Below are 18,287 nucleotides of genomic sequence, written 5' to 3'. Positions count from 1 at the left end.
ACGACGATGCCAATTCCCGTACCCGGTGACGAGGCACCCGCCTTCACCGACCTGATGGCGCAGGCCCGGACCCTGATTCCGGCCCTGGACCCGGGCTGGACCGACCTGAACCCCGGCGACCCCGGCGTCGCGCTGGCCGAACTGTTCGCCTGGCTGACCGAAATGATGATGTTCCAGGCCGGTCAGGTGCCGGAGCGCAACGTCCGGACGTTCCTGGCCCTGCTGGAGGGCCCGAACGGCGCGAGCGCGTCGCTGCCGCTGGAGAGCGCGGTGGCCCAGGTGATCCGCGGCCTGCGGGAGCGGTACCGGGCCGCGACCGAGGACGACGTGCGGTACCTGGTGCTGACCGCCTGGCCAGGCACCGCCGAGGCGACCGCGCTGGGCGACGGCGGCCGGGTGTCCCGAGTGCTGTGCCTGCCCAACCGCGACCTCACGGCGACCGACCCCGCCGCCGAGGCGCCCGCCCACCTGAGCGTGGTGGTGGTGCCGGCGGGGCCGGAGGGCGGTGGTCCGCCACAGCCGTCCGACGCGCTGCTCGGCGCGCTGTCGGACTTCCTGCTCCCCCGCCGGCTGCTAACCACCAGGCACCACGTGGTCGGGCCGGGGTACCCGCGGGTGCTGGTACGGGCGGACCTCGCGCTGCGCTCCGACGCCGTCCCGGACACCACCCTCCTGGCCGCGAAGGATGCCCTCGCCGCGCTGCTCGATCCGCTGACCGGCGGCACGGACGGCGCCGGGTGGCCGTTCGGGCGACCGGTGTACGGCTCCGAGGTCTACGCCGCGCTGGAGAGCGTCGCAGGGATCGATTACGCGGAGAACCTGGCCGTCACGGCACCCGACCCCGGCCCGGCCGACCTCGCCTGGCTCACCGCCGTCACGCTCACCGGCTACGACGGCGCCGGCCGGACCTACCCGTACTCCTGGACGGCGTCGTGAGCTACCTCGACCACCTCCCGGCGACCTTCCGCCAGGGCGACTTCCTCGGGAACTTCCTGCTCGCCTTCGAGGCCGTCCTCGACGGCGCCCCCGACGCCGACGAGGTCGGCCTGCAGCCGCGGATCGACACACTGTCGGACCTGTTCGACCCGACCGTGACCCCGGCAGAGTTCCTGCCCTGGCTCGCCGGCTGGGCCGCGCTGAGCCTGCGGGCGGACTGGGACGAGGCCACCATCCGCGGGTTCCTGCGCGAGATCGTGCCGCTCTACCGGCAACGCGGCACGCTTGAGGGCCTGCGCCGGGTGCTGCAGATCTACCTGCGCCCACTGAGCCCGGACTCGATCGCGGACGAGGTCACCATCTACGACGACTTCGTCGACCCGCCGCACTACTTCCAGGTCGAGCTGACACTGCGCGACGCCGACCCCGACCGGTTGCGCCTCACCCAGCAGGTGGCCCGGGCGATCATCGATCAGGAGAAACCGGCGCACACGTTCTACGCTCTGAAGGTCGTGATCCCGACCATGCGCCTGGTCTCCGTGCGGCTGCGCGAGGCCGAGAACAACGTACCGGCCCTGCTGATCCTCGGACAGAACACCTGGCTCGGCACCGCCGAGCAGACGGAAGGATGAGCCATGGCTGACTACACGCAACCGGACGACGTCGCCAAGCGGGTCCGGTTCTTCGACGGCCAGTTCCTCCAGGACCAGGACCTCATCGACGAGCAGAAGTACCACCTGGACCGGGAGCGCCGCACGCTGCGGGAGTTCGGCGTGCCCGGGGTGCTGACCGGCCTGCAGGTGACCACGTCGGCGCCGTACGAGATGACCATCTCGACCGGTACCGCGGTCGACGCCCTCGGTCGCTTCATAGTGCTGGACGAGCCGCTGGTGCTGACCTTCCCGAAGAACAACGTGACCCAGGCGTTCCCGGTCTCGATCATGTACCGCGAGGTGGAGTCCGACATCGCCACCACCGGCGGCCAAAGCGCCACCCGCTGGGACGAGAGCCCGATGGCCGGCGCCGCGCTGCCGGACGGCACCGCCGTCGTCGCACCCTCGGACGCTCCGACCACGTGGGACGATCCGGTCGTCGGGCTCGGATCGTGGGTCATCACGAACGGCTCGTTCGTGGCCTCGAGCGCACCGGAGGCAGCGGCCGGCCTGCGGGTGCCCGGTTCGCTCGATGGCAGTGGCCTGCGGATCGGGGCCGGCAGCCGGATCGGGCTGGTCGTCGATGCGAACGGCCAGGTCGGGGTGGGCACGGAACCCGACAACCACTTCGGATTCCAGCAGCTCCTTGACGTCGCCGGGGCAAGCAACGCCAACCTTACGGTTCGCACGCTCACCGTCGACAGCAAGCTGATCGCCAGCGACGCCGGGTACTGGCAGGCCCCGGCCGGACAGGTCGTCGGAACCGGCTCGAACCACCCCGTCACGATCGCGACCCAGGCCGCCCCGCGGCTCACGGTCGCCGCGAACGGCGACGTCGGCGTGGGCGCGACGGCACCGGAAAACGCCGAGCAGTGGAACCGGACCCTCGACGTGTACGCCTACGACAACGTCAAGCTGTCGGTCCGCACCGCCGCGATCGACGGCCGAGTGATGGCCCACAACGAGGGCAAGTACGGGACGCCGCCGGGACAGATCATCGGCGTGACCACGAACCACGCCGTCAGCCTGGTCACTCAGGCCAAGGCGCGGCTGACGGTGACCGGGGCCGGGAACCTCGGCATCGGCACCGTCACCCCGGCCACGACCCTGGATCTCCTCGGCACGTTGCAGGTCACCGCCCCCTCGTCGCTCGACACCGGCCCTGCGCTGTTCGTCGACCCCAAGGGCCAGGTCGGCATCGGCACGACCACCCCCGAGAACGCCGAAGCCTGGTACCGCACCCTCGACCTGTCCGGCGCCACCGACGCCAAGCTGTCGGTCCGCGCCGCCGGCATCGACACCCGGATCATGGTCCACAACGGCGGCATGTACGGAGCCCCGGCCGGCCAGATCATCGGCACTAAGACCAACCACCCGGTCAGCCTGGTCACCAACGCCACCGCCCGAATGATCGTGAGCCAGACCGGCAACGTCGGCATCGGCACCCTCACCCCCGCCACGGCACTGGACCTCCGGGGCACCCTGCAGGCCACCGGTAGCTCGTCGCTCGACACCGGCCCCGCGCTGTACATCGACGCCAAGGGCCAGGTCGGCATCGGCACCACCACCCCCGAGAACGCCGAAGCCTGGTACCGCACCCTCGACCTCTCCGGCACCCAGAACGCCAAGCTGTCGGTCCGCGCCGCCGGCATCGACACCCGCATCATGGTCCACAACACCGGCATGTACGGAGCCCCGGCCGGCCAGATCATCGGCACCAAGACCAACCACCCGGTCAGCCTGATCACCAACGCCACGCCCCGGATGTTCATCGGCCAGAACGGCAACGTCGGCATCGGCACCACCAACCCCACGGCCACGCTCCAGGTCACCGGCACCATGCAGGTCTTCCCCGCCGACGGCACCATTGCGGCGCCCGCCCTGCTCATCGACGCGAAAGGCCAGGTGGGGGTGGGCACGGCGGCCGTGGAGAACGGGGACGGCTGGGTTCGCGTCCTCGACGTGCACGGCGATCCGAGCGCCAAGGTCTCCGTGCGCACCGACGCCGTCGACGGCCGGATAATGGCCCACAACGGGGGGTTCTTCGGCGCTCCGGGCGGCCAGATCATCGGGACGGCCTCGTCCCACCCGCTCACCCTGGCGACCAGCGGCAAGGCGCGGCTGGTCGTGACCCAGACCGGCGTGGTGGGCATCGGGACCATGTCCCCGAGCGCCAACGGCGCCTGGCCACTGGCGCCGAACTCCTCGTATGACGAAATACTTGACCTGTACGGCAACGACCGGGTGCAGCTGAGGATGCACACCTCGACCATTGACGCGGGGTTCGCCGTGAACCCCCTCATGAACTGGACCGGGCTCCCCGGCCTGGCCTCCTACCCTGCGATCAGCGGCCTCGCCCTCGGCACCTGGTCGAACCACTTCGTATCCATCTTCTGCAACGGCGGAACCAGACTCGGCATCACGAACCTCGGCATCAGCGTCGTCGGAAGCGTCTACTACTCGGGAAGCCTCTTAGGCCCATCGGACGCGCGGCTGAAGACGGACGTCACCGAACTGGAGGACGCGCTCGGGGCCATCGGTCGCCTGCGCGGCGTCCGCTTCGCCTGGACCGAGGAGGCACTGCGCGACGTGCTGCCGGGAGCGAGCCGGACGCGGCAGGTCGGCGTCATCGCCCAGGACGTCGCGGAGGTGCTGCCCGAGCTGGTCACTACCGACGGGAGCGGCCTGCTGGCCGTGGACTACAGCAAGCTCACCGCCGTGCTCGTGCAGGCGGTCAAGGAACTGGAGGGCCGCCTGGCCCTCCTCGAGACGAAGGCTGACCGATGAGAGAACAATTGCGGGAACGGATCGAGCAGCTCACCCAGGAGTACCGCAACGGCGAGACGATGCTCGCCGACCTGGACCGGCGCCGGACCGAGTTGCAGGCCACCATGCTGCGCATCAGCGGTGCCCTGCAGGTGCTGCAGGAGTTGATGGGACCGGTCGCCGCGGAGGAGCCCGAAACGGCATCGGGGCCGGCCGAAGCGGCGTGAACTCCCCGCCGTTGCTGGCGCTGTGCGGCGGTGGTGCGCCCCAGCGGTTGAGTACCGCCTGCCACTGCCGTCGCCGGACCGGCTCCGGCGTCAGTACGCAGTCGCCGCACGTTCCGCCGCCGGGAGTGCGGTAGTACGGGCAGTAGTTTGCGCCGCACCAGGATCCAGCGTGCCCCCGAGTGCACCGCCCCGCCGGCACGCGGTCTCGGTGCGCAGACGTACAGGAGCGCGTCAAGGACGACGTCGTTACCGCTGGTTCGACGCTGTGGCGACCCTTCGCCACGGTCGGCTCGCCGAGCAGCTCCTGCGGCCGGTTATGCGCAGTGCCACCACCTCCCGGCGCGGCCATGTCGTCCTTTGCCACGGCGTCGTACAAAGCGAACCGCCTGCTGGGCCGCACCCTGGCACCATGGCTACGGCGCTTCGAGGCCTCGGTCCTCGTGCTTGGCGGCGGGATCAGCGCGGCCTGGCAGTTCGTCGCCCCACCGCTCGGGCAGGGCATCCGGAGCGCCGACGCGGAGGTCGCCGGGCGCGTCACCGTGGTCCGCAGCCCGGACGCGGAGACCTCGGCCTTGCGCGGCGCGGCCCTGCGCGCGAGCGCGCTCGCCCAACGGTAACCGCCGAGGTGCCCGGGTCGATCCACCCACCCGGGCACCTCCGGCGCAGTTCGGGTCGAGCCTGTAGCGCTCAAAAACCGGGCGGCGCATCGAGCCCTGACGCCTCGGGGACGAGACCGTTGAGGTGACATCGCCGGCGGCGTCGATGTGCTCCCAGTAAGCAGCCGGTCACGGCGGTCTTCGTGAATGTCAGTCGCCCGGGTGGTGCCGCACGCACGGTCCTCGTCGCGGACGTACCCCAGCTCAGTCCGACCGGTGTGGCCGTTCCCGGTAGGCCGTGGGGTTCAACCCCGTATGGCGCTTGAAGCGGGTCGAGAAGTACAGGGGATGGACTATCGCAGGTGCAGACCGAGATGAAGGCCGGGGACGTGTTGTTCTTCCACGGCAGCCTGGTACACGGTTCGAGGCCCAACACCAGCGTCGACCGGTTCCGCCGGTCCCTGATCTTCCACTACGTGCCGACGACCAGCCGTGAGGTCGCCCGGTTCTACCAACCCCTCCTGACTTCCGCCGGTGACGACGTCACCATCGACGAGTCGGCTGACGGCGGTCCCTGCGGCGAGGGGTGGCAGCACCCCGAGCCACACTGACCGCGGGCGGGTCGCACGCTTGGCCAACCGGGCCTCGACCCAGAAGTGCCCGGTCGCATCGTCGACGGTGAGGAAGACGTCCCGTCGGGCGATTCTTCTGCATTTCACCCCGCACGGCTCATCCTGGCTGAACCTCGCCGAGCGGTGGTTCTCCGAGCTGACGAACAAGAAAATCCGACGAGGCGCCCACAGATCGGTCCGCGCTCTGGAAGCCGATATCCGCAGGTGGATCGCCATCTGGAACACCGATCCGAAGCCATACGTGTGGATCAGGACCGCGGATGAGATCCTCGAACGCCTCGCCGGATATCCACCGTGAACGTTCGTGGTCAGAGCACTAGCTCAAACCCAAGGCTCAAACGCGGGTGGTCGCGCGTGCGGCGTTCTCGATGATGCCCGCGACGATCTGGTCGAGGAACGGGGCGGGTAGGTCATGGCCCATCGCGTCGAGCGGCAGGTAGGTCGAGTTGGCGAGCGCGGCGTGGGTCGCCTCACCGCCAGCGATTCTGATCAGTGGATCCTCGGCACCGTGGATCACCAATGCCGGGAGCGTCAACTGCTGAAGACCGCCCGTGCGGTCGGGCGCGATCAGGGCTGCGGTGACCTGGCGTGTCCCTCCTTCGGGGTGCTGCGCGCGGTCGTATGCCTGTGTTGCCAGGGCGAGGCGGCGCTCGCGCTCGCTGTCCGCATAGGTTTTCGAACCGATAGTCGCGTACAGGTCAGCGATCTGCGCGATGGCGGCCCCGCGATCCGGTGGAAGCGGTTTAGTCAGCTCTTGCAGCACATCGCCGTCGGCCATACCGATGGCGATGTGCGGCGTGCTCATGATCGAGCAGAGGCTGAGCACGCGCGGCATGTAATCGATCGCGAGCCGCTGGGCAACCATCCCGCCCATCGAGGCGCCGACAACGTGCGCCTGCTCAATGCCCAGATGGTCGAGCAGCTCGATCGTGTCACGCGCGACCGCCGCCAGGTAGTACTGACTCGGCGCGGTCTTCCATTCCGTCAGACCGCTGTCGCGGTTGTCGGGACGGATCACCCGGTAGCCCCGCTCGCCGAGCGCGTCGACGATCTCTTGCGGCCAATGGATCAGCTGCGAGCTGAGTCCCATAATCAGCAGCAGCGCCTCCCCCGACGGGTCCCCCTCGTCGCGAAAGCACATTCTCACCGTCGATAGCTCCGCAAACTGATCGCGCTGATCGTTCATGGCATCCTCTCTCACAGCTGAAGCCCCCACCAACCCGGCAGCGCCAGCTCGACGCCGGCAGACAGCTGCGCAACGCCGCACGCCGGCACCGAGCGGAAAGTAGAGTGGGGCAGGCCCGACGGCCCGCGCCAGGAACAACGAGTCATCGATCAAGCAGACACGTCCTGCTGGGCATGGCTCGAGCGCGGCCACGTGAGGTCTCACCTGCTTTCCTCATCTAGGCGTGTCCCGCATCGGTCAACCCGGATTCAGAAACGCCTCCGGCCAGATCGGCAAGGGCACCCCGCACCTGACGGATGCAGATACACGACGTCTTGTACGGCCGCGGCCGACCAACGCGTTGAGCCTGGCCGAACGCGACCGGGTACTGGCTGTGCCGGACAGCCCATAGTTCGCCGATGCCGCCCCGGCCCAGGTGTACGCCGCCCTGCTCGACCAGGGTGTGTACAGGCCTGGCGCAGGACCTGACGCGGTAGGTGTTCGACGTGCATGGCTGCCTAACGTGGTCCACGCCGGCCCCGCGCAGCCCGATTCTGCGGCACGAGTTGAAGCGCATTGGGGTGGCCGCCGCGGGGCGGGCCGGAACCCGGCTGTGTCGGGCCGCGCAGTGATCCTGTGGCGGCGGCGCGCATCCGAGGTCGGTCGGGCACCGCTCGTACAAAGTGTCGGCGGGCCTCCACGCCTGATCGTGTGCCTGGCAAGAGCACGTCGATGAGCACCGTGTCCGGCGATGGCCCCGGTTTGACGCCGCTCACCTGCACCGCGTAGCTCTTCCAATCCTCGGACACCGACGGCCCCGGCTGTGCTCCCGGGCCGGGCACATCCGGCGAGTATCAACCCCAGGGTCAGCATCACCCCGATGCGCCCCGTCTTCAGAAACAACCCCCGTCGCATCACGGATGCCGTATCGCCATATCAACAGGGTCCCGCGAACCCAACGCAGTCCGTCCACACCGGACAGACAAAACTCGCTCCTGCGCCGTGCCAATACTCGTCGCACACGGCTGTTTCGTGCTCGCCTAGCCGCCGCCGGCGATGCCGCCCTTGGCCGCGTGGTGGCTCCCGGCGGCGCCGCGCCTGGGGAACTCCGCGACCCCATTGACGCGCATGCCGTTAGCCAGAGCTACGCGCTCGTGCGGCGGGAAATCCTCGCCTCGGACGACCCGACCGTATTCAGCGGATAGCGGGCGTGCCCGCGTTAGGGCGGCGCTTAGGCGGCGGCGGTGCTCAGCGGCTCGTTTTCATGGCGGGGGATAGCGGCCAGGGCTAGGCCGAGTAGCGCCGATCCGCAGCCGATGAGGAACAGCAGGGACAATGTCGGTTGCCCGAGCCACTCCCACATCGGGGGCCACGACGGATTGGGCTGATCTTGGTAGTGCCGCGTCATCCACTGGAAGGCGAACAGTGTGGGCACCCACCAAAAGAACAGCGTGATACCCAGCAGCATCTTCGCGACGACGGAGAGGGCCGGGTGGCGTCCTTCGGTCCGGCGGCTGGCCCAGCCGAACAGCAGGAAGGCGACCAGGGCGCCAAGAATGCCGCCGGTGATGCCGAACGGGTACACGGCGAACGGTGTCGCCCGCAGGAACCCTGCGTTGATGGGCGGCGATATCGCAGCCTGTGGAGGGTACACGTCCATCCTGAGAACAGTGTCCCCGCGCTGCGCCACGATAGCGGTGTCCTGCCCGTCCACCTTCAGCGAATAGATCCTCCAGCCGCGCGCGCGCAGGTTGTGCTGAACCAGCGCAACAGTTTCCTGTGGCGGGAGCGTCGGGGCGTCGACTCCGCCGGCGATTCCTGACTGGCCGTATTCGCCGCCGTCGCCAAACAGCAGGTCCTGCGCCGAGTTCCAACTCAGCGGCTGCCCGTAGATGACGAACAAGGCGGGCGCGTCCTGCAGGCCGATGAACTTCTGGCCGGGCAGGATCTCCGCAAGCATCGCTTGCGCCTCGGCGGCCCGCGGTAGCGGCCGGGCGGTCTGCCATCCGGCGCGGGTCGCGAACGCGGCGCTGAACACGCCGCTGATCACGACGGTGAGCACGGTCCAGGCGACGACGGTGCGGCTGGCCGGCCGGCCGAGGCGGGCTCGTAGCCCGTGCCGGATCAGGTTGGCGGCTTCACGCACGGTCGGCCAGGTCCGCCCGGATGGGGCGGCGTCGAGCAGGGCGCCGAGCAGTTCTTCGCCACGCAAACGGCGGTAGGCGCCGGGGTAGGCGAACAGCAACCGGCGGTACCGGCGGGTCAGCTTGTCGGTCATTACACCGTCCTCGGGTGAACGGCACGCAGCCGGGCCTCGACCGCCGTGGTGAGCTGACGCAGCCGGGCGGTCTCGGCGGTAAGCGCGGCAAGTCCCCCGGCGGTAAGGCGGTAGTACCGCCGCACCCGCCCGTCGACCTGTTCTTCGTGGTCGTGCTCGACGAGCCCTTCAGCGGTGAGCCGGTCCAGTGCCGTGTACAGCGTGCCGGTCAGCAGGCTGACCTGCCCACCGGACAGCACCCGGACCTCCTGCACGATCCCATATCCGTGCCGCGGTCCGTCGGTCATCGCGGTGAGGATGAGCAGGGTCGGTTCACGCATAGGTTTCACAGCCGGCATCATATGTAAATGATCAATCTATGGTCAATGGCCAGACACTCCTGGAGATATTTCGGAGACGACCTTGCATGGCCGCTGACCCTCCTGACACGTGGGGGCACGTTCGACCCCAACGCTGCCGCCGCCATCGCCCAAGCGACCGGCACGCGCTCCCACGAACAGGAACTCGCACGGTTGCGGGCATTGACCAGAGTCAACCCGACGCACCGTCTTGCGACGAAAGTCGAGTGACCAGGAAGCCGGCGCACGCTGAGCGCTTACCCTGTCACGGCGCGCTCCGCGGGCACGCGAGGGCACCGTTGCCCTGGCCACGTCTGATACTTGGCCATAGACGCCTCGCCGACCGGGCGCGCAGATGCCGAGGGAAAGCGTGTGCCTACCCACTGGCATGTCAGGCATCGGGGAGTCGGGGAGGTTGTCAGTTCCGGTGGATCCGGCGGTGCCACCAGGGCAGTGGTTCACCATTCCACCTTGCCTCGGGACTGGAATCGGGCAGGGTGCGGCGTCGAAAGTCGCGATCGAGACGAGTCAGCAATCGGCGCATCTCGGCGCGTGCCGGCGATGGTAGGAGGCGGACGACTGCCTCCAGCCCGTCTCTCACGACCGCCACGTCGACGTACTGGCAGCCGGGGCAGGCGGGGCACTCCGAGGCTGCAAGCCGCAGCTTTCCGCCGTGGCGTGACGGGCAGCTCGTTGTGTAGCGCGGACCGCGCCCGGCCGCCTTAAGCCGTTGCAGGGCGGTGGCCATGGGTCTCCATCGGTCGACGCTGTCCCGCAGGCGAGCGTACCGGCACGCGGGTGAACATCTCAGAAAGCGTGAGAGTTCGCGAACGGGAATCGACCACGGCATCGGTGGTTCGACCTGCGCCGCGAAGGCCCAACGGCGGGTGTTCCACTGTGCGGCAGTCACCGGTGCGCAGTGACCAGGTCATGAGCGGCTTCGCTGAAGGCACGAACCCGGGCGGTTGCCGCATCGGCGCGCCAGAGCAGGCCCCACTGCAGGGGTGGTGCGTCGTGAAGGTGCACATAGACCACATCGGGGCGGGCGTAGTAACGGCGAACCTGTGCGCCGACGGGAAAGACTCCGCGCCCGGCACCGACGAGCGTGAGGATCTCGTGGAACGTCGCGGCGGGCCGCCCTCGTCGGATGGGTTGGCCGGACGGTGTTGTCTCGGGGGTGCGGTCGGCGCGTAGAGACCCCGGCAGAGTGTCGGGTAATTGCAGCATGGTGACCCCGGCCAGGTCTTCGACGGAAAGGGTGTCGCGGCGGGCGAGGGGGTGCTCCACGCCGACCGCGAGGAACCGGGCCTCGGACACCAGCACCGGCCCGGTGACGATGCCGTGCTCGGCCACCGGAAAGGTGGCCAGGGCCAGGTCGACCTCGCCGCCTCTCAGCCACGGCATCAACTCGCCGATCTGGGCTTCGCGGGTCTCGACCACACATTCGGGATGGCGCTGGCGAAACAGGTCGGTGACGCGGATGAGCAGTTGGCCGCCCGCCGCGCCGGTGAAGCAGACCCGCAGCGTGCCGGTGAATCCCCGGCCGGTCTCGATCGCCCTGGCGAGCGCGGCGGTGATGGCCGCCCATGCCGGCCGAACATCCTCGTAGAACTGGCGGCCGGCCGGAGACAGCTCCACTCGGCGGCTGGTCCGGACGAACAGCGGGACGCCGACCCTCCGTTCCAGCTTGCGGATGGTCTGGCTGATCCGGGCGGTGGACACGCGCAGGCGCTCGGCGGTGCGGCCGAAGTGCAGTTCCTCGGCGAGGGTGAGAAACGCCTCCAGCTCGTGCCGCTCCAGCATCCCCACCTCCTTCATCGTTAAGTCCAGCTTCACGGTCTTGTAAAAGATACACATTGTTACCGGTCCGGCCACACGTGAGGGTTGAGGCATCACACGCCGACCGGCACGAACGAGGAGCACCGATGTACCTCACCCACGATCATGCGCTGGCCTCGGTAACCGACGACGCGGTTGTGCGGGAGCTACGGGACCGCGCCGAGATCCTCGATGCGCTGTACCGTTTCGGCCTGGGCCAAGACCTCAAGGACCGGGAGCTGTTCGAGTCGGCGTTCGCCACGGACGCCGAGCTGGATTTCCGCCCGGCAGCCGCCAAGTGGGGCGCGAGGCCGCCCTTGATGGCCGGCCGGAACACCATCGTGGCCACCATTCTCGGCCTGTTCGTCGGCCGCGTCGACACCACACACCAGGTCACCAACCCGCGGATCGCGATCCACGGCGACACCGCACGGCTGACCGCACTGGTTGAGGCCCAGCACCTGCTCACTGCCGACCACGGCACCTTCGCCCTGCTCAAGAACCCCTACGACGTCGACCTCGTACGCAACGGCAATCGCTGGGTGATTCGCCAGATGCGCATCGACAATGCCTGGTTCACCGGCGACCCCACCACGATTTTTACCGTCTGATCTGCACGGCACCAGCTGACCCTGACCAGAGGACAAGGAAACACGAGTATGAAAGCCATCAGAATCCACCAGCCGGGCGGCGCGGAACGACTGGTGTACGAGGACGCCCCCGCGCCGTATGTGGGAGTGGGCGACGTCATCGTGCGGGTGCACGCGGCCTCGTTCACACCCGGGGAACTGGACTGGCCGGTGACCTGGGTCGACCGCAGCGGTCGCGATCGGACACCCGCCATCCCGGCACACGAGGTGTCGGGTGTGATCACCGAGGTCGGCTACGGCACCACCGGGCTTCGGGTCGGAGACCGAGTGTACGGACTCACCGACCGGCACCGAGACGGAGCCGCAGCCGAATTCCTGGCCGCCGAGGCGCGTGATCTGGCCGTACTCCCCGAGACGGTGACGCATGCGGACGCGGCGACGCTAGCGATGCCGGGGCTGACCGCATGGCAGGCACTGTTCACGCACGGTCGCCTCGCGGACGGGCAGACCGTCCTGATCCACGGCGCCGGCGGCGGCGTCGGCTCCATGGCCGTGCAACTGGCCCGGGACGCGGGGGCACGCGTCATCGGCACCGGACGAGGGCCCCACGGCGAGGTGGCCCGCGACGCTGGCGTCCACGAGTTCTTCGACCTCGACCAGCACCGGTTCGAGGACCGTGTAAAGGACACCGCTGGCCGGGTCGACCTGGTCTTCGACACGGTGGGCGGGGAGGTACTCCCCCGCTCGACCGGTGTGGTCTCGCCCGGCGGGACCTTGGTGTCGATCTCCTCGCCACCACCGGCGCTGCCCGCCGGAGGCCAGGCGGTGTATTTCATCGTTGAGCCGGACCGGGCGCAGCTGACTGAAATCACCGAACGCGTCCGCACCGGGCGGCTGCGCCCGTTCATCGGAGCCACCTTCGGACTGGCCGAGACCCGGCGTGCCTTTCTAGCCAAACAGAACGGCATCCCCGGAAAGATCGTGCTCGAGGTGCACGGTGATGGCTGAAGCCACGACTGACACTCGAAACGCCAACTCACCCGCGACCGGTATCGCGATCGCCGGTCTGCGCACCGCGGTGCTGCTCGCCGCAGCCGGAATCGCGACCGCTGCCCTCGACTACCGAGACATGCTGAGAATCGCGACTCTCGGCGGTGCACAGGTATGGAACCTGGACGATCAGATCGGATCGCTCGCAGTCGGCTGGAGCGGCCACAGCTCGACGGATTCGCCGATCCGATCGCAACGTTGGTCCTCGGCGCGCACGCGCCTGCGACGGCACGGAGCCTGATGCGCGAATCTCGCGACCGCGTCCGTCACACGATGGCCAGCATCGGATAGATGCGAAAATCATGAGAGCTGCTCAGCAGAATGCCGGCCGGGGCCATCAGGCCCCGGCCGGCACCGGTTACTGCGAGGTGATCAGTCGCCGAGCAGGTTGCTCGGCAGGTTGCGACCAGGCACCTGGTTTGGCGCAAGGATCTTCTTATCGCCCGGGTAGGGCTTGCTCCAGTTGGTTGAGGTGTACCAGTCGTAGCGGTTGAGCTGCGCCGGGTTCGTCGCGTCGGGTGCGGCGTTGGCTCCGGTCAGCTTCGGCGTCGCCTCGGTCTGGTACCACGTCGTCCACTGGCTGGCCACTGCGTGCTCCGCCGCGGGAACAGCCGGAGCGGCCGGCCCGTTGGTGGCCGTCACCGCGGCCGCGGCCGACGGGTTGGCCGCCGTGCTCGAGGTCGGGGTGAGCGGAATCAGCCCGGTGACGCCCTGGGTGAGCGGGACCTGGTTCGGCAGAACGTTGTACGGCGTGAGGTTGGGCGTGTTGGTGAACGCGTCGTACATCGGGACCGCAGCCTGGTCCATCTGGTTCATCGGCTGGGCACCGAGGATCTGCTCGATCGTCTTGACCACGTTGACCTGCGAGTAGTACTCGCTGTTGACGACGCCGCGGTTGGCGTACGGGCTCGCGATGAACAGCGGGCCGCGGTGGCCGTCGACGTGGTCGTTGCCGGCCTGGGTGTCGTCCTCGAGCACGAACACGGCCGAGTCCTTCCAGAACTGGCTGTGCGAGATGTCGGAGATGATGCGCCCGACAGCCAGGTCGTTGTCGGCGACCTGGGCGGTCCCGGTCGGCGCGCCACCGGTGTGGTCGACGCCCAGCTCCATGGTCGTCAGGCTCGGCAGGACGCCGGTCTGCTCGGCCTTCTTGAAGTCCTGCTCCCAGATGTCAGTGCGGTACTGGTCGGGGATGCTCGGGTCGAAGTGCGGATAGTCGTGGTTGCTGATGGTGTTCAGACCCGGCACGTCCGAAACCCACTGCGCGGAGTTCTGCGCGATCGGCAGCGGGCCCTGGGCCTTGCCTTCCATGATCTGCGAGTCGGCGTAGTACTGCTGCCAGCTGCCCTGGTGGCCCGTCGTGGCCGCCTCGAACTCGCCGTAGTTGGCCACCGTGTCACCGGCCTTTTGCACGGTGTCCCAGATGAAGCCGTCGCTCTGGTACGACAACGCGTCACCACCCGGGTACGGGTAGCTGCGCGCCCAGACACTCGCCGCGTTCTGCGCCTGGTAGTCGTTGTTGTTGCCCTGCACCAGCCACTGGTGGCCGTCCGCGGACAGCATGCCGCTGTCGTAGAAGTTGTCGAACAGGGTGAAGTTGTTGGCCAGGCTGTGCTGGTTCGGGGTGACGTCCGCGCCGTAGTTCAGGTCCGCCGTGGAGCTGTTGCCCTTGCCGATGTCACCGAGGATCTGGTCGTAGGTGCGGTTCTCCTTAATGATCAGGAAGACGTGCTTGATCGCCGAAGGCTGGCCGAGCTGCACCGGGATCGCGGGCTTCTGACCGTGGGGGGCGTTACCGCTTCCCGTCGGCTTCGCGACGTCCCAGGCGTTGTCGTGGAAGACCGTCTGCGTCGTGGTTTTCAGGTCCCTGTCCGCCGGCATCTTGAACGACGTCAGCGTGCCCTGGTACTTGTAGCTCTGCTGGTAGCCGTTGGTGCCGATGCCCTGCTGGTTGCTGACGATGACCTTGCGCAACTTGGCGTCGTAGGACACCTCGTTCGGGTACCAGTCCGTCGGGATCAGGCCCTTGTAGCCGACCGGCTGCCGCTCGTCGGTGTAGTTGAACACCGCTATCGCGTTGTCGCGCCCGACGCTCACCAGCAGGTGACTGTCGTCGGCGAACGCGATCGAGTTCGGCCCCGCGCCCACGGTCGCGCCATGCAGCGGCTCCACCGCGAAGGTCTGGGTCACCTTGTGCGAAGCCGCGTCGATGATCGACACCGTGTCGGCGTTGGTGTTGGCGACGAAGACCGCGCCCTTGTGCACCGTCATCGCCGCCGGCTGCAGGCCGACCTTGATCGTGGCGGTCTGGTTGCCGATGTCGTAGACCGGCGTGGTGCCGGCCGACGGCAGCGCGGTGCTCCAGATCTTGCTGGTGGCGATGCTGACCGGGGAGATCGACTCGATGCCGCCCGCGCTCGCGTCCGCACCGATCGCGAAGTGGTACGCGGTCGCGTCCGGCTGCGGCAGACCCATCGCACCCGAGGCCGCCTGGCTGGCGACGAGGGTTCCGTTGACGTACTCGTCCAGGGTCGTGCCGTCCCAGGTGGTGACGACGTCGTACCACGTGCCCGGCACGACCGGGTTCGGGTCGTAGATCGTCTTGTACGCGCCGCCGATGTGCGCGTACGTCATAGGCTCGCCGTTCACGACGTGGACGCCGATGCCGCCGCTGTTGGTGTCCGAGCAGACGCCGTGGTCGGCCGTGGTCGGGCCGGCCGGGTCGTTCCAGCGGAACTTGCACTCGATGGTGAAGCCCTTGGCGATCTTCGCCCACTGGTCGGCGAAGGGGTACGTGTACGCGTCCGTGGTGCCGTTGAAGGTCGCGACCTTCTGGCCCAGACCGGCGTCCTTGGCGATCGACGGGGTGCCGTACGTGGTGGCCGGGAGGGTGTCGGGGATGGCGACCTTCGGGCCGGCGGGAAGGCCCTTGTCCCAGATCTTGCTGGTGGCGACGCTCACCGGGGAGATCATCTCGATGCCACTCGCGCTGGCGTCGGCGCCGATCGCCCAGTGCCAGGAGGTGTTGGCCGGCGAGGGCAGACCGAGGGCACCGGTCGCGGCCTGGGTGGCGACGAGCCTGCCGTTGACGTACTCGTTGAGGTCGTTGCCGTCCCAGGTCGTGATGACGTCGTACCAGGTGCCCGGCACGACCGGAGTCGGGTCGTAGATGGTCTTGTACGCGCCACCGATGAAGGCGTACGTCATCGGCTCACCGTTGAGCACGTGGACGCCGACGCCGCCGCCGTTGGTGTCGGAGCAGACGCCGTGGTCGCCGGTGGTCGGCGCGGCACCGTTCCAGCGGAACTTGCACTCCACCGTGAAGCCGGTGGCCACCTTGGGCCACTCGGCGCTGAAGGGGTAGGTGTACGCGTCGGTGGTGCCGTTGAAGGTGGCCACGTTCTTGCCCGCGGTCGGGTCGTTCGCGATCGACGGGGCGCCGTACGTGGTGGCCGGCAGGTTCTGGGCGTGGTCGACGGGGGTGCCGTCGGCGAAGTCCACGTTCAGGATCGCGGGCGTCGCGCTGGTGTCGGGCGCCGTGGTGACCGTGTGCTTCGCGTGGTCGGCGGACGTGCCATCGGCGAAGTCCACCGAGAGGACGTCCGGGGTCTTCGCGGAGGTGTTGGGCGTGGTCGGCACCGTCACCGGCACGCTCTTGCCACCCGGCAGGGCCTTGCTCCAGACCTTGCTGCTGGCGACGCTGACGCGCGCGGGGGCCTCGATGCCGGCCGGGGTGGGGGCGGCGTTGGCGCCGATGGTCCAGTGCCAGGAGGTGTCCGGGGACGGCAGGCCGAGCGCGCCCGAGGCCGCCATCGTCGCGACCTGGGTGCCGTTGACGTACTCACGCAGCGTCGAGCCGTCCCAGGTGGTGATGAGGTCATACCAGGTCCCGGACACGACCGGGTGCGGGTCGAAGATCTCCTTGTACGCGCCGCCGATGTGGGCGTAGGTCATCGGCTCGCCGTTCAGGATGTCGACGCCGATCCCACCGCCGTTCAGGTCCTCGCAGACCCCGTGGCCGTTGTTGTCGACCGCCGCGCCGTTCCAGCGGAACTTGCACTCGATGGTGAAGCTCTTGGCGACCTTGCTCCACTGGTCGCCGAACGGGTACGTGTAGGCGTCCGTGGTGCCGTTGAACGTCGCCACGTTCTGGCCCAGCTCGGTGTCCTTGGCGATCGACGGGGCGCCGTAGGTGGTCTCCGGCAGGTTCTGCGCGTGCTCGGCCGGCGTGCCGTCGGCGAAGTCGACGTCGATGATGTCCGGCGCCGTGGCCGAGGTGTCGGGCGCGGTCTGGGCGGTGACCTGCGTCTTCGCCGTCGGGTTGACGACGGAGACGGTGCCGGTGGCCGACGCGCCGGTCACCGGGTTGGAGACGATGTTGGTGCCGTCGGAGACGTTCGTCGTGTCACCCGCGACGGCCGGCCGACCGCCACGGTTGGAGACGAACACCTGGTTGCCGACGACCGCGACGCCCTGCGGCGCGTTGCCCACGGCGACCTGTCCGGTGACGGAGCCGGTCGCGGTGTCGATGATGCCGAGCTTGTTGATGCCGCTCTCGGCGGCGTACAGCGTCTTGCCGTTGGTGGAGATGCCCAGGCCGTACGGCAGCGCGCCGGACGGGAGGGCGATCTTGAGCGGCGAGGACGGGTTGACGACCTTGCCGTCGGCGCCCACCACGTACTTCAGCACGCTGGTGGAGGTCGCGGCGTAGAGCGCCTTGCCATCGGGCGAGTAGACCGGCGCCGCGACGCCGGTGCCGCCGAAGGTCTGCAGAACCGTGCCGGTCGCCGCGTCGCTGATGCTCAGCTGCGGGACACCGGCGTTGTCACCGCCGGTCTGCGATGCGACCTTGGTGCCGTCGGGGCTGATCGCGGTGCCGATGGTCTGAGCCGAGAACGTCACGGCACGCGTACCGTACGGCGAGATCCAGTGGTTGTCCGGCAGCAGGATCCGGCCGTCGGCCTGCTGCTGACCGACCATGTTGGAGCCGAACGGATTGAGCGGGATGACGCCGTGGGCCGCCGCCGCCGTGGCGCCGCCGAAGAGGGCGAGCGCGACCGCGCCGGCGCTGGCAACGGCCCAGCGCCGCCTGCGTTTCTTGGATGGGATGAGCACGAGATTGCACCTCTTACCTTGGTGATGCCGGTTGGGGATGGAACTGCAACCCGGGACAGGCCGGTTCTTGACCAACTCCTGGTTACTCAATCCATGCCACGTGAACGCGCAGCGAATACGGTC

14 protein-coding genes are annotated in these 18,287 nt (G+C 68.6%); 9 read left to right on the top strand and 5 right to left on the bottom strand.

Features of this window, described 5'->3' with window-relative positions; genetic code table 11:
* Nucleotides 1-6: 6 nt before the first annotated feature.
* The 6 genes from ABEA87_RS27775 to ABEA87_RS27750 all read left to right on the top strand — a co-directional run bounded on the left by ABEA87_RS27775 (nt 7) and on the right by ABEA87_RS27750 (nt 5,789).
* Complete coding sequence (locus ABEA87_RS27775; RefSeq protein WP_345634492.1) at nt 7-936, top strand: baseplate J/gp47 family protein; 930 nt, start codon at nt 7-9, stop codon at nt 934-936.
* The gene (locus ABEA87_RS27770) at nt 933-1,568 is read left to right on the top strand and encodes a phage tail protein I (protein WP_345634491.1); all 636 of its coding nucleotides are present in this window, start codon (nt 933-935) and stop codon (nt 1,566-1,568) included. The genes ABEA87_RS27775 and ABEA87_RS27770 overlap by 4 nt, the downstream gene beginning before the upstream one ends.
* Nucleotides 1,569-1,571: 3 nt before the next feature.
* Nucleotides 1,572-4,376 carry a tail fiber domain-containing protein gene (locus ABEA87_RS27765; protein ID WP_345634490.1) on the top strand — a complete coding sequence of 935 codons (2,805 nt, stop codon included), beginning with the start codon at nt 1,572-1,574 and terminating at the stop codon, nt 4,374-4,376.
* Nucleotides 4,373-4,582 (top strand): hypothetical protein, encoded by a 210-nt coding sequence (locus ABEA87_RS27760; RefSeq protein ID WP_345634489.1) that lies wholly within the window; start codon nt 4,373-4,375, stop codon nt 4,580-4,582. The genes ABEA87_RS27765 and ABEA87_RS27760 overlap by 4 nt, the downstream gene beginning before the upstream one ends.
* A gap of 347 nt (nt 4,583-4,929) precedes the next feature.
* Complete coding sequence (locus ABEA87_RS27755; RefSeq protein ID WP_345634487.1) at nt 4,930-5,199, top strand: hypothetical protein; 270 nt, start codon at nt 4,930-4,932, stop codon at nt 5,197-5,199.
* Nucleotides 5,200-5,540: 341 nt separating this feature from the next.
* Nucleotides 5,541-5,789: a phytanoyl-CoA dioxygenase family protein gene (locus tag ABEA87_RS27750; protein ID WP_345634485.1), complete on the top strand. Its 249-nt coding sequence runs from the start codon at nt 5,541-5,543 to the stop codon at nt 5,787-5,789.
* Nucleotides 5,790-6,144: 355 nt separating this feature from the next.
* Here the strand turns inward: ABEA87_RS27750 and ABEA87_RS27740 are convergent, their stop codons facing one another.
* The 4 genes from ABEA87_RS27740 to ABEA87_RS27725 form a co-directional block, all read right to left on the bottom strand.
* Nucleotides 6,145-6,996: an alpha/beta fold hydrolase gene (locus tag ABEA87_RS27740; protein WP_345634483.1), complete on the bottom strand. Its 852-nt coding sequence runs from the start codon at nt 6,994-6,996 to the stop codon at nt 6,145-6,147.
* Between the two features lie 1,210 nt (nt 6,997-8,206).
* The gene (locus ABEA87_RS27735; RefSeq protein ID WP_345634481.1) at nt 8,207-9,253 is read right to left on the bottom strand and encodes a hypothetical protein; all 1,047 of its coding nucleotides are present in this window, start codon (nt 9,251-9,253) and stop codon (nt 8,207-8,209) included.
* A complete protein-coding gene (locus ABEA87_RS27730) occupies nt 9,253-9,573 on the bottom strand; it encodes a PadR family transcriptional regulator (RefSeq protein ID WP_425570967.1) in 321 nt (106 codons plus the stop codon). The genes ABEA87_RS27735 and ABEA87_RS27730 overlap by 1 nt, the downstream gene beginning before the upstream one ends.
* A 924-nt stretch (nt 9,574-10,497) precedes the next feature.
* Nucleotides 10,498-11,427, bottom strand: a complete 930-nt coding sequence (locus ABEA87_RS27725; RefSeq protein ID WP_345634480.1) for a LysR family transcriptional regulator — start codon at nt 11,425-11,427, stop codon at nt 10,498-10,500.
* Nucleotides 11,428-11,516: 89 nt separating this feature from the next.
* Here ABEA87_RS27725 and ABEA87_RS27720 point away from each other — a divergent pair, with 89 nt between their 5' ends.
* From ABEA87_RS27720 to ABEA87_RS27710, 3 genes are read left to right on the top strand one after another with little or no spacing between them, the layout of a single operon-like run.
* Nucleotides 11,517-12,020, top strand: coding sequence for a nuclear transport factor 2 family protein (locus tag ABEA87_RS27720; protein WP_345634478.1), 504 nt, complete (start codon nt 11,517-11,519; stop codon nt 12,018-12,020).
* 48 nt (nt 12,021-12,068) lie between these two features.
* Nucleotides 12,069-13,007, top strand: coding sequence for an NADP-dependent oxidoreductase (locus tag ABEA87_RS27715; protein ID WP_345634476.1), 939 nt, complete (start codon nt 12,069-12,071; stop codon nt 13,005-13,007).
* Nucleotides 13,000-13,290, top strand: coding sequence for an amidohydrolase family protein (locus tag ABEA87_RS27710; RefSeq protein WP_345634474.1), 291 nt, complete (start codon nt 13,000-13,002; stop codon nt 13,288-13,290). Before ABEA87_RS27715 ends, ABEA87_RS27710 begins: the two co-directional genes overlap by 8 nt.
* A 131-nt stretch (nt 13,291-13,421) precedes the next feature.
* Here the strand turns inward: ABEA87_RS27710 and ABEA87_RS27705 are convergent, their stop codons facing one another.
* A complete protein-coding gene (locus ABEA87_RS27705) occupies nt 13,422-18,164 on the bottom strand; it encodes a LamG-like jellyroll fold domain-containing protein (protein ID WP_345634473.1) in 4,743 nt (1,580 codons plus the stop codon).
* Nucleotides 18,165-18,287 lie beyond the last annotated feature (123 nt).

This window comes from Rugosimonospora acidiphila (assembly GCF_039543385.1).
GTDB classification, from domain to species: Bacteria; Actinomycetota; Actinomycetes; order Mycobacteriales; family Micromonosporaceae; genus Rugosimonospora; species Rugosimonospora acidiphila.
Note: the sequence above shows the minus strand (reverse complement) of the source record. Positions and strands in the feature narration are given on the sequence as shown.